Below are 14,351 nucleotides of genomic sequence, written 5' to 3' on the forward strand. Positions count from 1 at the left end.
CTTTGGGCTGACCCTGGCAACGGCCCAGCCCCATGCGCAAGAAGCACCAGCGCCGCAGATGCATCTGTCGGTCCAGCAAGGTCACGCCTTAGGCGCACATGCGCTGAACTCCGGCAACCCCCGGCTGGCCTTGCGGATCTCCAACGCCTTGCTGCAGGCCGACCGCAAAAACCATACTGCCTGGCACCTGCAGGCAGCCGCCCAAGCCAAAATCGGCCAACCCGGAGAAGGACGAAAATCCGCCGCACGCGCCTTCCGCTTTGCACCTGACGGCGCCGCAAAGTACCAGATGGCGCAGCTTGCTTCCCGCCTGGCTTTTCAGAGCGGCAGCCCGACTCTGTCGCAATACTGGCTGCGCCGCACTGCCGTGTACGCGCCCGATGACACGGCCGAAACCCTGATCGCCAAGGATTACGAGACCCTCCGGCGCATAAATCCTTGGTCCTTCCGGCTAAGCGGGGGGGTGAAACCATCAAATAATGTCAACGGCGGTTCGGATGCGGCAACGCAGGAGATTGACGGGCTCTCCTCCCATGTGAACAGGCTTGGGCCAAGAGCCGTTGCGCTATCAGGTGTTACCGGCACGCTGGACGCAGGCATCAGCCGCCGCTTGAGGCAAAACGAAACAAGCCTGACGTCCTTAAGTGGCCGCCTCTATATTCAGCGTGTGGCTCTGTCATCCAATGCCAAGGCAAAGGCCGCTGAATTGGCCGGGCACACTGGCACAACGGTGCCGCGCAACTCCGAATTCGGCTCCACTTACGGTGAAGTCACCTTCAGCCATGCTTTTGCCGCAGGACCCAAGAATAATGGTGGCAGCGCCCGGATATCCGTGACAAGTGCAACTTCCTGGTATGGCGGGGAACGGAGCTATGATCTGGTAAAGGTGACCGGAGCACGCAGTTGGGCGCTATCACCTCAGATGCGTTTCACTCTTGACGGAAGCGCCGAACACCGCCTGAATCCTCGGTATGCTTCTTTGGACGCAGATGTGTTTGGCTTAGGCGCTTCGCTCTCCCGGAAACTGGCCAATGGTGACAACCTGAACTTCACACTTGGCCTGCGCGATACCCACGCGGAAAGCGACAGCTCCACCACGAAATCCGCAACACTCAGGGTCGGCTATACCGTTGGTCGAAAAGTAGGGCCGGTCAAGGTCAGCACTGGGCTGATCCTAGGGGCTGCCGACTACCCCACCTACATCTTCAACAACGGAACAGACTGGATTCCTATTCCTGGTGGACGGCAGGACCATTCCGCTTACGCCGATTTGAACCTATTCTTTGAAGACTATGACTATGCCGGTTTCGCGCCGATGCTGCGATTGCGTGCCGGGAAAAAACTCTCGAACCATAGCCGCTTTGAAAGCTCGGAATTCTCTGTCTCCCTGGGCATCGAATCAAAATTCTGAGAGCGCCTTGGCGCTTTCGCTGGCCATTGCGCACCACCCCGATTAAATCCCTTCAAACACAGACAGGAGAGACCGCCGATGCCCCTCACATATCTGCACACCATGGTCCGGGTGAAGGATCTGGAAAAATCGATGGCATTTTACTCTCTTCTGGGCCTCCGGGAGACCCGCCGCTGGGAGAATGAGCAGGGCCGGTTCACCCTGGTCTTCATGGCCCCGCCGGGCCAGGAGGAGGCGCCGCTGGAACTCACTTATAACTGGGACGGCGATGATGCGCTGCCTGATGACAGCCGCCATTTCGGGCATCTCGCCTATGGCGTTGATGATATCTATGCCGCCTGCCAGCACCTGATGGACAATGGCGTCACCATCAACCGCCCGCCCCGCGACGGGCATATGGCCTTTGTCCGCTCCCCCGACAATGTGTCAATCGAACTTCTGCAAAACGGTGAGCCGCTGGCACCTGCAGAACCCTGGGCCGGCATGGAAAACACCGGCAAGTGGTAGGGTAACACCCCGTTCCGCAACGCAGAAAACCCGGCGCAGCACCGGTTTGGTGCTGCCCGTTCCATGCGGCCTCTGCAGCCGCTTATTGATTTCCTGCAACCCTCAAACCCGGTAACAAGGGCGGCCGCTTCTGCAGCCATCTGCCATGGACCTTTTCGCGGATCCTGGCGCTTTGCCCTTCAATACGTCCAGAGCACGGTTTCCCCTCATGCTCTGTCTGCGGCCCGCCGGTGTTTTCCCGGCTCTGCCCGGCCTGTTGCCCGCTGGGATTTCACACCCCAACCGGCGGCTTAATAAATATAGCGGATCTGGTCCGACCAATACCGCTCCATCCGCTTCAGCGCGGTGGAGATATCGTCGATTCCTTCGGAGGAGATCACATCCTTGTTCTCCAGCCCTTCCGCATGGCGCGAGAACAGCGCCGACACGATATCGCGGATTTCCCGGCCCCGCTGGGTCAGACGGACGCGCACCGACCGGCGGTCGATCTCGCAGCGCTGATGGTGCATATAGCCCATCTCGACCAGCTTCTTCAGGTTATAGCTGACATTGCTGCCCTGATAGTAGCCGCGGGTCTTCAATTCCCCGGCGGTCACTTCATTGTCGCCGATGTTGAACAGCAGCAGCGCCTGGACCGCATTGATCTCCAGCACGCCGACGCGTTCGAACTCATCCTTGATGACGTCCAGCAGCAGACGATGAAGGCGCTCAAGCAGACCCAGCGCCTCCAGGTAGCCAGTCATGAACCCTTTGCGGTCCGTCTGGCCGATTGGCATTTCCATACTCATTCGCATCTCCGACTCGAATTTGCTCTTGAGACAAGATGCCAACAATTCCCGAAAAATCAGTTAAGCCGGTATTTTATTATTTTTGGTACGTTTGCGATATATCCGCAACCAGGGCGCGGAACCGCTCTTGCGGTGCCGCCTGACCGGTGACCCATTGATAGAGATCCTGATCATTTTCGAGCAGCAGCTGGTCATATAGATCCAGCTGCGCCTCGTCCATCTGCGCAAGATTCGCGGCTGCAAAGGCCGACAGCAGGATATCCATTTCCTTGATACCCCGGCGCATCGAGCGCATCTGCAACCGCTTCAGGCGGGTGGCACGGTCTTCCTGCATCCCGGTCTCAGGCAGCTTCAGTTGCCTGGCTGTCATTGACCTGCAGCAGCGTCCGCAGCTTTTTCTCCAAACGCGCCGCACGCTCCGCATTCTGGCGCATTTCGCTGCGCAGATCGCGCAATTCGCTCAGAACACTTGCAAAATCGCCAGCGTCCAGCTCCAGCGGCGCCGGTTCCGACATGCCTTCGCCTTCGCCGGTCAGCAGCCAGGACATCGACACGTTCAACACACCTGCCAGCATGGTCAGCTTGTTGGCGCGCGGTTCCGCCAGATCCCGCTCCCAAGCGCTGAGAGTGGATTTCTTGATGCCAAGCCGGCGCGCCAGCTGGCCCTGGGTCATCCCTGCGGCTTCCCGTGCAGCCGCCACGCGGTCGCCGAAAGTTGCCGCATCCGGACCGTACCAGTCTGTGTTCTGCTCCGTCATTGCCAGTTCTCCTAAATCCAGTTTCGACGCGGCTTGATCGCCGTTTAGCCGCACCCTATGACAGTTCTGCGAAACATACAAACCAAGGCCTAGCCCCCATGTCATTCCTGTCCAAGACCTTATCCCGCGTAAAACCGTCACCGACCATCGCGATGACCGCCAAGGCGGCTGAACTGAAGGCCGCAGGACGCGACGTCATTGGCCTCAGCGCCGGCGAGCCGGACTTTGACACGCCGCAGAACATCAAGGACGCAGCGGTCGCCGCCATTGCTGCGGGCAAGACCAAATACACCGCCCCCGACGGCATCCCCGAGCTGAAACAGGCGGTCTGCGCCAAGATGAAGCGCGACCACGGGCTGGACTACACGCCCGCGCAGGTCTCGGTCGGAACCGGGGGCAAACAGACGCTCTATAATGCGCTGATGGCGACCCTGAACGACGGCGACGAGGTGGTGATCCCTGCCCCTTATTGGGTCAGCTACCCGGACATGGTGCTGCTGGCCGGCGGCACGCCGGTGATTGCCGAGACCTCGATCCAGACCAATTTCAAGCTGACCGCCGATCAGCTGGAGGCTGCGATCACCCCGAAAACCAAATGGTTCATCTTCAACTCGCCTTCGAACCCCACCGGTGCCGGCTACAGCCGGGCGGAACTGAAAGAGCTGACCGATGTGCTGATGCGCCACCCGCATGTGTGGGTGATGACCGACGACATGTATGAACACCTCGCCTATGACGGATTCGAATTCTGCACCCCGGCGGAAGTGGAACCGGCGCTGTACAGCCGAACCCTCACCTGCAACGGCGTCTCCAAGGCTTATGCCATGACCGGCTGGCGCATTGGCTATGCGGCAGGTCCGGAAAAACTGATCGCTGCCATGCGCAAGGTGCAGTCGCAATCCACCTCCAACCCCTGTTCCATCAGCCAGTGGGCCGCGGTAGAGGCGCTGAACGGCACCCAGGATTTCCTGGCGCCCAACAACGCGACATTTGTCCGCCGCCGCGACCTGGTGGTGCGGATGCTGAACCAGATCGACGGCATCTCCTGTCCCACACCCGAAGGCGCCTTTTACGTCTATCCCTCCATCGCCGGGCTGATCGGCAAGACCACGCCCGCCGGCAAGGTGATTGAAACGGACGAGGACTTCGCCACCGCCCTGCTGGAAGAGGCTGACGTGGCCGTGGTCTTTGGCGCCGCCTTCGGGCTGTCGCCCAACTTCCGCGTCAGCTACGCTACATCCGACGCAGCGCTGGAGACGGCCTGCAGCCGCATCCAGGCCTTCTGCGCCGCGCTGACGTAACGGGAGAAGAAGACATGAGCGCCGACCTGCCGGACTATTATTTCCGCGTCCGTGAGAACGGCGCTTTTGTCTTTCGCGTAGACACCGAGAACCGCCAGCGGCGGATTGAAATGGACCAGATCGCCGTTGTGAACATCCGCAACGGCGAGATCAAACCGCATGGCCAGCGCGAATTGTCCGAACAGGACATCGCCGAGATCAAGTCCTGGATGGAAGACCGCGCCGCCACAATTGCGGCCCGCGATACCGACGATATCCACCGCGCCATCGATCATCTGAACCTCACCGCGCATTGGGCCAACAGCCGGGCCACGGATGCGCAGCTGGAGGACGTCACCGACGCTTTGCTGCTGGCCATGCACGACCTGCGCGGCGTGCTGGTGCGCAAAAAGGCCGACCGGCTGATGAAGGACCGCGGCGGAGATTGACCTCCGGCCCGCTTGGGCGCTTCAGCCGCAAAACAGCGACCGGACCGCAAAAGACCGGAACCGGGGGTCCGCCCGACGGGGGGCCGGGTTGTCCCCGGCCGCCTGGCGCCTGGGCAACAGCGGGCTGCCCAGCACAAACCATCTGCGCTGCCATAACTGTTCCGCCGTGCCCGCCCCAGGCGCGCGCAACCCCAGCCGCCACCGCAAATGCAGGCTCCATCTTTCATTGCGGTCACCGCCCAGCCGGAACAGCTCCCCGGCTTCCTGCAGCGGGCGGGGCTCCGGCACCGGCCCGTCCAGACTGGCAACCTGGCAGATGTACTGTTCCTTGACCGCGGCCTGCAAATAGGCGCCGCTCTGCGTCAGGGTTATCTTGTGCCCGCCCTTGATCCCTGCCCCGCGGATGGCAAATTCCAGTGCATCCGGCAGCTTGAAAACCCGCGTTTCGGGGCCGAAAAGCCGCCCCTCGCCCTGCCAGCCGGATCCGCTGGCAAAATGCAGCACGAAACGGCCCGGCGGCACCAGCACTTTAAAGAACGCACCGCCTCTGAAATAGGCCGCCAGCGCCTCCTCCCCGCTCTCTTCATTGCTTAGCACCAGATAGTAATCCGCCCCCGGCGGGCTTTTCACCTGCAACGGAAAAACGGCCGGCAGCCCGGTTCTGTTCCACATCAGCCCGCTTCGGGGCCGCTCTGTCTCTGCCGCCGCTCCCGCCGCCAAGGCTATCAACGCCAGGCAGGCGAGCAAAACGCCCCTTAGAGACGCCGGAAAAACAGGACAGGGAACGGAGCTTGCCATAACAGGTGCCTCCTTGCCGCCGGTGGCAGTGTTTCCACCCAGCATATCACACCGCCAAAGCAGATGCAGCGACCGCGAAATACAACTACTGGATGATTATTTTCTCATCAACACAATCCCAATATCACATCTTAGTCGCTGCCGCCTGAGCAGCCCCGCACCCGCAGAACCTGCGGTGCAGCGGTACGTCCCGCTTTTGTTCTCAGTTGCAACAGGAATCCTTATGCAAAAACCCATTCTGCCTCTGGCCGCCGCCACTGTTTCCACCCTGCTTGCCGGGACCGCAACCCATGCTGTCGGCGCGGGTGCCGTTGCGGACAGTGCAATTGCCGAACAGCGCGCAACCCTGGCGGCCAAGACCAAGGGCGCCGGTTTCGGGCCCCAGTCACCGCGCGACATAGACGCCGCCGCTGGCAGCAACACGCGCAGCTTCGAGGCGGCGCCGGATTATGCGGAAATGAACCTGTGCAACATCCACTTTCACGAAAACGCCGAGCACCACGGCGGTGAATTCACTACTTTCGCCGGCAATGGCGACGGCCACGGCTATGGCACCGGCTACAAATACGACGGTGAGCTGACCGCCGCAGAACTGGCACCGCTCGACCATCCCATCGGCGCAACCGAACACGGCGGCCTGCAACCCGGTGACACGATCGAGGTGCATTACGTACACTCCACCGCCCAGGTGCAGCCCGGCCCGACCCTTGGGTCCTGCCTCAGCGATGCGATCAAAAACCCGCAGCTGCGGGTCGAAGCGCAGGTTTTTGTGCTGGTGAACGACGAAAATGCGCTCAACTTCGGCGCACTGGCCCATCTGGGCAAAGCAAACGGGCTGCATCAGGCCAGCAATATTCCCAGCGATACCGGCACCCCGGTGCAATATGCCGGCTCCACCACCGGCCCCGGCTATAACGAGGACGGCTCCCCCTTCCAGGTCTCCTGGAGTGTGCGCCCCAAGGTCGCCAAGGTGAACATTCATTCGGTTGGAAAGTGGCTGGAAGGCAATGTCTTTATGGAGGATCATGCCCACGGTGTTCGCAATCTGGTGACGAACCCGGATCTGCTGTCAGGCATCAGCCGCTAAGACCGCCGGCTCAACGGCGCTGAAGGCCTGCCCGCGCAGCCCCCCATGCAGGACAGGCCAGGGGCTTCGCGCTGCCCGCGCGAAGCCCCTCTTTTTACTTAGGCTGACAACCGGCCCGCGGCGGCTCAGGACGCCGTGGCGGCCGCCGCGTCTTTCATCGCATCGACGCCCTTCTTCCACAGATTGCCCTGCCACAGTTCCTCAAGGCCCGTTTCACCGCTGGCGCCCTTGCTGGTCAGATAGTCATAATAGGAGGTCGGCTTGTGCCCGGTGATGTTATAAAAATCCGGGCTGCAGCGGGTATAGAACCCATTGGTCAGATACTCGAAGAATTCGGCGCGAGTGCTGCCGAAATCGGCCTCGAACTGTTCCATGGACTGGGCGCGATAGGTGATCTCCTTGCCCATCGCGCGGCCCAGATCAGCGGCGATTTCCGCCATCGACTGCGGTGCCGGGCCGGTGATGTCATAAAACTTGTTGCCATGCCGCCCGGGGCCCTCGGCCAGCACCACCGCTGCAGCCTCGGCAATGTCGCGGGTGGCGACAAAAGAATTGCGCATATCCCCCAGCGGGTTGGAGAACCAGCCCTCGGCCTCGATGGTGCCGCAATCGGTCTTCAGCAGGTGGTTCATGAAGAAGTTGTTGCGCAGCGCGGTCACGTTCAGGCCTGCGTCGATCAGCGCTTTCTCGCCCCACCAGTAGTGCTGCAGCATCAGCGGAATGCCTGCGCCTGCGCGTGACGCATGGGTGGCGGCGTCATAATCGGCGGTATTGGTATCCGCCCCCATGCAGCTGACGCGCACCACATGTTTGATCTGATCCTTGCGGTCGCCCAGCGCTTTGGCAAAGTTCAGATGCCCCTCCAGCATCGGGTCCAGCGAAGCCGAATAAACCGCGGAAACACCGTCCAGCGCCGCTTCCCAGGTGGCCGGTTCCGACAGGTCGAACTTCACAACCTCATCAGCGCCCATCGCGGTCAGCTGCTCGGCCTTGGCCTCGCTGAAATAGCAGGCCCGGACGGTGAAGCCGCCTGCGGCGGCCAAACGCGCCACCAATTCGCGGCCGATACGGCCGGTGGCCGAGGTGATCAGAACAATGGGTTTGGACATGGCAGAATCTCCTGCTGCTGCGCACCGTCCAAACGGCGCGCGCATGTATTGCAAATCTGCGCAGACCCTACAGCAAACCTCCTGCGCCAAGCCTACGAAACCCGACGCAAAATATCATAGTTTCGCCAGACCTCAGACTGCCGTCACTCGGCGATGTCTTCCGCCCACAGCTCCGGCCTTTCCCGGATAAACCGTTCCATCAGCGCGATGCAGTCCGGGTCCCCGGCAATCACCACGTCAACGCCCCTGGAGCGCAGGAATTCCTCGTTGCCGCCAAAATTCTTGGTGTCGCCGATCACCACCCGCGGGATGCCGAACTGCACAATGGTGCCGCTGCACATCATGCAGGGCGACAGCGAGGTATACAGCACCGTGTCCCGGTAGCTTTTCTGCCGCCCCGCCTTGCGCAGCGCGTCCATCTCGCCATGAGCAATCGGATCGCCCTTCTGCACCCGCTGATTGCGGCCCTGCGCCACCACCTGGCCCTCCCGCGCCAGTACCGATCCGATCGGGCATCCGCCCTCGTCAAAGCCCGCCTTTGCTTCCTCATAGGCGATCCGCAGCAGGTGCCTGTCGTCGTCTGTCATCATGGGAAAAAGCCTCTTTTTGAATGAATACAATGCTCTTTCAGAAACCTGCCCGCGGGGCACAGGACGGTCAACCCCGCGCCGCCGCAGCACCCACCGTCTTGATCGACTGCTTCCAAAAGCGCGCCATCAGGAACAGGCCTGCAACGGACAGCCCCGCAATCAGCCCCACCCAGACGCCAACACCGCCCCACTCCAGCACAAAGCCAAAGACATAGGACGCCGGGATTCCAACCGCCCAATAGCTGAGCACGGCAATCACCATCGGCACGCCGGTATCCTGCACCCCGCGCAACAACCCCAATGCAATCGCCTGCATCCCGTCCATCAGCTGAAACAGCGCCGCTGCCGCCAACAGACCCGCACCGATCAGCAGAATTTCCGTCTTCTGCGGATCCGCCGGATCCAGGAACAGCGACATCAGCGGATCGGGAATGGCCAGGAACAGAGTGATCCCAACCACGGACACCACCAGCGACATCACCGTCACAACCTTGCCGCCGCGCGCCATGTGGTCCCGGTCGCTCCGCCCAAAGGCATTGCCCGCCCGGATCGTGGCCGCATTAGACAGCCCCAGATGCACCATGAACGTCAGCCCCGCCAGCGAGATCGCGATCCCGTGCGCCGCCAGCGGCACCGTGCCCAGCCAGCCCATCATCATCGCCGAGGCGGCAAACAGGCTGGTCTCAGCCAGGGTGGTCAGGCCGATCGGGGCGCCCATGCGGAACACCTGCCCCAGCATTTCCCAATCCGGGCGCTGGAAATTCTTCATCAGCTCATGCTCCGGCAGCACCTTCAGCGCATAGGCCAGCACCAGCGCAAAGGACACCCCGTTGGTCACCAGCGACGCAATCGCCGCCCCTGTGATCCCCAGCTCCGGCGCGCCCCAATTGCCAAAGATCAGAGCATAGTTCACCAGCGCGTTCAGCACGGCACCGAAAACAGACAGCCACAGCACGATCTGGGTGCGTTCCAGCGCCGCCAGATAGGATTTGGCAACCATATACAGCAGTGCCGGAAAAATGGCCCAGCCGGCAATCCGCAGATACTCTGCCGCCGCATGGGCAATATCCGCCTGCTGCCCCAGCATCAGCAGGATCGGTTCCGACCACCACAACAACGGCATCGCCGCCGCCCCATAGACCAGCGACAGCCACAGCCCCATGCGGGTCGAGCGCCGGATCTGCCGCTCTTCCCCGGCACCGGCCGCCGCCGCCACCATCGGCATCACCGCAAAGGCAAAACCGGATCCCAGCAGGAAAATGGAAAAGAAATAGGTCGCCCCCAGCGTCACCGCCGCCAGCGCCTCCACCCCGTACCAGCCCAGCATCACGGTGTCGGTCAGCCCGATTGCAAATTGCGCCACATGGCCGCCGATCAGCGGCAGCCCAAGGATGGCAATCGCCCTGGCATGGCCGCGCAGGGACATCTCGGTGTGTTTGGTCGCCAATGTGCTCATACAGCCAGCCTTAGGCTTGGGCGTTCCCCCCCGCAAGAGCGGAGTTTCCTTGCCCCTGCACAGGCCTATGGTGATAAACTGCACAGGCGGGTTTCCCGCCCGCTTGCCAGGAGCTCTATTGCGATGACCGACACCTTTGCCCAGCTGATCCCCGATGCCCGCGCCTTTCTGGCGGCGCTTTCGCAGAACAACAGCCGGGACTGGTTCACCGCGCAGAAGGACAGATATGAAGCCCAGCTGAAATCCCCCGCGCTGCGGCTGCTGGATGAAGTCTCCCAGGCCATCACCCGGCGCAACGGTGCCGAAGTTACCGGCAAATTGTTCCGCCCCCAGCGCGATGTGCGGTTTTCCAAGGACAAGACGCCCTACACCACCCATCTGCACCTGATGTGGACGCTGAACAGCAGCGGCTGCGCGCTGTTCTTCGGCGTGGCCCCGGAGTATTGCACCGCAGGCGGCGGCATTATGGGTTTCAGTAAGCCGCAGCTGCCGCGCTGGCGTGCTGCCATCGACGGCGCCTATGGCGACGAGATCGCAGCGCTGGCGGATATTCTGGCGCTCAAGGGCCACGCCGTCAAAGACCCCGAACTGAAACGCGTGCCCGCCCCCTATGGCAAGGCCCACCCGCACGGACACCTGCTGCAGCGCAAATCCCTGACTTTCTGGCACGAGATGACCCCGCGCGAGCAAACCGCCCCGATGCAGGCCCTGATGTCAGCCTATCTCACCCAGGAGCCGGTGTTTGCCCTGCTCGACAGCGCCCTGACCGCGTGATCCTTCAAAGCGCCCGCAGCATGATCTGACAGGCCAGCACCGCCACCACTGCGCCCGCGGCGATCTCCAGCACCGCCGCGGCCCGCAGCGCACCCGTCCCTTGCATCTGAGCCAGCGCGCCCTTGCGCAGGGTGACCGCTGCCGCCGCCACCGCCACAGTCACCGTTGCGGTGCCAAGCCCCATGGCAAAGGCCCCGGCAATCCCGGCCCACAGCACGCCCATGCTCCAGGTCAAAAGCAGCAGAAACACTGCCCCAGTGCAGGGCCGCAGCGCCACCGCGCCAATGATCGCCAGCGCATCGCGCAGCGACGCGGCATTGGCCGCCTCCTCCGCCGTGGGCCCGTGCCGGTGCCCGCAGGAGGCACAGACATCTTCATGCTCATGATGGTGGTGATGATGGTGCTCTCCCGCCCTGCCGGCCCGGCTGCCCAGCAGCCGCCGCGCGCCGCGCAGCAGCAGCCACAGCCCCACCAGAGCAATCAGCCCGTAGGACACCGGCGCCAGCACATCCTCGGCAGCACTGGTCAGCTGTTCCCGCCCCCAGTCCAGCAGCAGCAGCCCGCCCGCCACCAGCACCACCGCCGTCGCCGCCTGCGCCAGCGAAGACGCCAGCGCCAGCCCGGCCAGCCGCAGCAAGGGCACCGGCTTGGCCATGCCATAGCCGCCGATCACCAGCTTGCCATGCCCCGGCCCGGCGGCATGAAAAAAACCGTAGGCAAAACACAAAGCAAGCAGCGCCGTCAGCGCCCCGGGCTCGCCGGCCCGCAAAGCCCGCAGCCCCCGTGCCATCGCGGTCTGCGCCTCGCGCTGGCCTTCGCCCGCCCAGGCGGCAACAACACCGGCGCCGCCAAAGCCCCACAGCCAGGCTGCAAAAGCCGCAACAGCCAGCGCTGTAACTGCCAGAAAAGCCCGCATCTTACGCCCCGCAGCTCAGCTGCACAGTATCGGCAAAGGCTTCGCCGACCTGCGGATAAGCCGCCTCTGCCTGATCCGCGGGCATCGCATAGAGCAGCTCTTCAACTTTGGTATAGGCCGCATCCAGATCCGGCGGGGTGACACGCCCCTGGCAGCCGCCCGAAACCTCCAGCCCGCCGGTCAGGGTATAGGCCGTGTAATACGTTGGATCATAGGCCTTGATCATCACGCCGTCCGCGGCCTGCGGCTGCAGCAGAACGCGCCGGTGGCGGGTGGTGATGCGCCCTTCGGCAACCTCAGTGGACAGATGCTCCGGCGCCCCCAGCGCCAGCGCAACCCCTTCACGGGTCAGATAAGTGTCGCCCTGGAACCCGTCGGTCCAAACCATGTCAAAGCCTTGCAGCCCGGCCAGTTCCGCGGCTGTCAGCGCACCGTCGTAATCGCTGTCCAGCCCTTGATCCTCAAAAATCAGCAACGAGTAAAACTCGTCATAAGCCCAGGTGATCTCCACCGCCTGCAACTGCCCGGCGTCCGAAACAACAACCTTCAGAGCGGTGTCGACAAAGATATGCGGATGCGACCCGGCGCCCTGCGGCACCAGCAGCGCAAACGAAAGCAAGGGAACAAAACGTTTCATAACCACAGCTTTACGCCCCAATCCGCCCCCCCGCAACAGCCGCGCACCTCACCGGCAGGCTTCAGCCTGACCGCTTCTTTCTGGTCAGAAATACCTTGGGGTGAGGCCGGAAGGCCGAGGGGCAACGCCCCTTTTCTCTGCTTCAGCTTCACGCCTCCGGCCAGCCCCGCCCCCGCATCCGGCCGGGCGCATGGCAAACTGCCTAAACAGCCGCCTCCCGCGCCACTGCCGCAATTGCAGCCCGCACATCCGCCTCGCGGCTGCGGTGGTTGGTGATCGCGGCACGCAGCATCACCCGGCCCTGCGACCGGGTGGTGGAAAACACCGCCTCGCCGCTCTCCTGCAGGGTCTGGGCAATCCGCGCGTTCACCTCGGACTGCGCCTCAGGTTCCAGATCACTGCGGGCAGTAAACACACAGACATTCGACACCACCGGCGCCCCCAGCGCCATATCCGGCTGCGCCCCAACCTCTGCCGCCATGAATGCCGCCAGCGCGCAGTTCCCCGTAATGGCTTCCGAAAACGCCGCCTCGCCATAGGTTTCCAGCGCGGTCCAAACCTTCAGCGCCCGGTTGCCGCGGCTCAGGTCGATGCCGTAATCACAGAACCACGGCTCGCCGCCCGCCAGCCCGCGCTCGGCCCCCTCCAGATATGAAGGCCGCGCCGAAAACGCCGCCCGGTGCTCGTCTTCGTTGCGCAGCAGTGCCATGCCGCAGTCATAGCCCACATACATCCACTTGTGGAAATCCAGCGCGATGCTGTCGGCCCGTCTGATCCCGTCGGACAAGGACCGCCAAGGCTCCGCCGCAATCCGCGTCCAGGCGCCAAAGGCCCCGTCCACATGAAGCCACAGCCCCAGCCCCGCCGCCGCATCCGCCAGTGCATTCAGATCATCATAAAGCCCCAGATCCACCGATCCGGCGGTACCCACCACCAGAAACGGCAGCGCCCCGGCGGCCTTGTCCGCCTCAACCATCGCCGCCAAAGCCGCGCAGTCGATCTGTCCGCCAGCCAAGGGCACCTTGCGCAGGTTGTCCGAGCCGATGCCCAGCAGCTCCACCGCCTTCAGCGTCGCGTTATGCACGCCCTCGCCCGCATAGGCGGTCAGCCGCACGTCACCCTGACCGGATTTGCGCAAATCCTTCAGAACCCTCAGCCGCGCAGCCTGAAAGGCAATCACCGTCGCCTGCGAGGTGCCAGTCACCAGCAGCCCGCTGGCCCCTTCGGGCATCCCCATCTTTTGACGGGTCCAGTCGACAACGGCGCGCTCCATATAGTTCGCTCCGTGATCGCGCCCGCCCATATTAGCATTGACCGCCGCCGCCGCGACCGAAGCGATCAGGTCCGTCGCCAGCCCCGATCCCTGCACCCAGCCCCAGAACCGCGGATGGGTGTTGCCGCCATGATAGGGCAGCACGTCGCGGATGATCCGGTCCACCGCCGCTTCCGGCCCCTGCGCCTGCGCCGTCACCGCATAGCGCGCATCAATGTCGTCGGGCACCGGCTGCCAGGGATGCTCCGCGGCCTGTTGCATCTGGTCCAGCGCCGCCTCCAGCATCCGCTGCGCCTCCGCCCGGAACGCCACCCAATCCTGCGTCCTGATCCCCTTGTCAGCCACCCGCGCGCCCTCCTCATGCCATTCGCTGGCCGAGGTCTACCCCCCAGCCCCCTGCACCGCACGGAAAATATCGACGCACCCGGATTATCGGAACTTACCTTCGATGGTTTGAAAACTCACCCTGGCCCGCACAGTAACCAGAGCGTCCCTCTGCACCCGCTGCCGCCCGGGCC

The 14,351-nt window shown here is 63.0% G+C and carries 16 protein-coding genes; 6 read left to right on the forward strand and 10 right to left on the reverse strand.

Annotated features, from left to right (window positions below):
* Positions 1 to 58 precede the first annotated feature (58 nt).
* Both A2I95_RS05235 and A2I95_RS05240 read left to right on the forward strand, forming a co-directional pair.
* Complete coding sequence (locus A2I95_RS05235) at positions 59 to 1,411, forward strand: surface lipoprotein assembly modifier (protein WP_291728549.1); 1,353 nt, start codon at positions 59 to 61, stop codon at positions 1,409 to 1,411.
* A gap of 78 nt (positions 1,412 to 1,489) precedes the next feature.
* On the forward strand, positions 1,490 to 1,918 hold the full coding sequence (locus A2I95_RS05240; RefSeq protein ID WP_291728550.1) for a VOC family protein: 429 nt from the start codon (positions 1,490 to 1,492) through the stop codon (positions 1,916 to 1,918).
* Positions 1,919 to 2,208: 290 nt separating this feature from the next.
* On the opposite strand, the gene A2I95_RS05245 is transcribed toward A2I95_RS05240, so the two are convergent.
* The 3 genes from A2I95_RS05245 to A2I95_RS05255 form a co-directional block, all read right to left on the reverse strand.
* Positions 2,209 to 2,706: a winged helix DNA-binding protein gene (locus A2I95_RS05245; protein WP_027259418.1), complete on the reverse strand. Its 498-nt coding sequence runs from the start codon at positions 2,704 to 2,706 to the stop codon at positions 2,209 to 2,211.
* Between the two features lie 76 nt (positions 2,707 to 2,782).
* Entirely contained in the window at positions 2,783 to 3,040 is a 258-nt protein-coding gene (locus A2I95_RS05250) for a succinate dehydrogenase assembly factor 2 (protein WP_291728554.1), read from the reverse strand.
* A 7-nt stretch (positions 3,041 to 3,047) separates the two neighbouring features.
* Positions 3,048 to 3,464: a helix-turn-helix transcriptional regulator gene (locus A2I95_RS05255; protein WP_291728556.1), complete on the reverse strand. Its 417-nt coding sequence runs from the start codon at positions 3,462 to 3,464 to the stop codon at positions 3,048 to 3,050.
* A 98-nt stretch (positions 3,465 to 3,562) separates the two neighbouring features.
* Between A2I95_RS05255 and A2I95_RS05260 the strand changes: the two genes are divergently transcribed.
* Both A2I95_RS05260 and A2I95_RS05265 read left to right on the forward strand, forming a co-directional pair.
* Entirely contained in the window at positions 3,563 to 4,765 is a 1,203-nt protein-coding gene (locus A2I95_RS05260) for a pyridoxal phosphate-dependent aminotransferase (protein ID WP_291728557.1), read from the forward strand.
* 14 nt (positions 4,766 to 4,779) lie between these two features.
* Positions 4,780 to 5,193 (forward strand): hypothetical protein, encoded by a 414-nt coding sequence (locus A2I95_RS05265; RefSeq protein WP_291728559.1) that lies wholly within the window; start codon positions 4,780 to 4,782, stop codon positions 5,191 to 5,193.
* Between the two features lie 21 nt (positions 5,194 to 5,214).
* Here the strand turns inward: A2I95_RS05265 and A2I95_RS05270 are convergent, their stop codons facing one another.
* Positions 5,215 to 5,865 (reverse strand): hypothetical protein, encoded by a 651-nt coding sequence (locus tag A2I95_RS05270; protein ID WP_291728561.1) that lies wholly within the window; start codon positions 5,863 to 5,865, stop codon positions 5,215 to 5,217.
* 349 nt (positions 5,866 to 6,214) lie between these two features.
* Between A2I95_RS05270 and A2I95_RS05275 the strand changes: the two genes are divergently transcribed.
* Positions 6,215 to 7,078 carry a delta-class carbonic anhydrase gene (locus tag A2I95_RS05275; protein ID WP_291728563.1) on the forward strand — a complete coding sequence of 288 codons (864 nt, stop codon included), beginning with the start codon at positions 6,215 to 6,217 and terminating at the stop codon, positions 7,076 to 7,078.
* 125 nt (positions 7,079 to 7,203) lie between these two features.
* Here A2I95_RS05275 and A2I95_RS05280 read toward each other — a convergent pair whose 3' ends face one another.
* The 3 genes from A2I95_RS05280 to A2I95_RS05290 form a co-directional block, all read right to left on the reverse strand.
* On the reverse strand, positions 7,204 to 8,187 hold the full coding sequence (locus A2I95_RS05280) for an NAD(P)H-binding protein (protein WP_291728565.1): 984 nt from the start codon (positions 8,185 to 8,187) through the stop codon (positions 7,204 to 7,206).
* A 143-nt stretch (positions 8,188 to 8,330) separates the two neighbouring features.
* Positions 8,331 to 8,777 carry a nucleoside deaminase gene (locus tag A2I95_RS05285; RefSeq protein WP_291728567.1) on the reverse strand — a complete coding sequence of 149 codons (447 nt, stop codon included), beginning with the start codon at positions 8,775 to 8,777 and terminating at the stop codon, positions 8,331 to 8,333.
* A gap of 67 nt (positions 8,778 to 8,844) precedes the next feature.
* The gene (locus tag A2I95_RS05290; protein ID WP_291728569.1) at positions 8,845 to 10,233 is read right to left on the reverse strand and encodes an MATE family efflux transporter; all 1,389 of its coding nucleotides are present in this window, start codon (positions 10,231 to 10,233) and stop codon (positions 8,845 to 8,847) included.
* A 123-nt stretch (positions 10,234 to 10,356) separates the two neighbouring features.
* On the opposite strand from A2I95_RS05290, the gene A2I95_RS05295 reads away from it, so the two are divergent.
* Positions 10,357 to 11,007, forward strand: coding sequence for a TIGR02453 family protein (locus A2I95_RS05295; protein WP_291728571.1), 651 nt, complete (start codon positions 10,357 to 10,359; stop codon positions 11,005 to 11,007).
* A gap of 4 nt (positions 11,008 to 11,011) precedes the next feature.
* Here the strand turns inward: A2I95_RS05295 and A2I95_RS05300 are convergent, their stop codons facing one another.
* The 3 genes from A2I95_RS05300 to A2I95_RS05310 form a co-directional block, all read right to left on the reverse strand.
* Complete coding sequence (locus A2I95_RS05300) at positions 11,012 to 11,923, reverse strand: hypothetical protein (protein ID WP_291728573.1); 912 nt, start codon at positions 11,921 to 11,923, stop codon at positions 11,012 to 11,014.
* Position 11,924: 1 nt separating this feature from the next.
* On the reverse strand, positions 11,925 to 12,560 hold the full coding sequence (locus A2I95_RS05305; protein WP_291728575.1) for a DUF1007 family protein: 636 nt from the start codon (positions 12,558 to 12,560) through the stop codon (positions 11,925 to 11,927).
* Positions 12,561 to 12,762: 202 nt separating this feature from the next.
* The gene (locus tag A2I95_RS05310) at positions 12,763 to 14,178 is read right to left on the reverse strand and encodes a pyridoxal-dependent decarboxylase (RefSeq protein ID WP_291728577.1); all 1,416 of its coding nucleotides are present in this window, start codon (positions 14,176 to 14,178) and stop codon (positions 12,763 to 12,765) included.
* Between the last annotated feature and the right edge of the window lie 173 nt (positions 14,179 to 14,351).

It is taken from the genome of Leisingera sp. F5, from assembly GCF_001593695.1.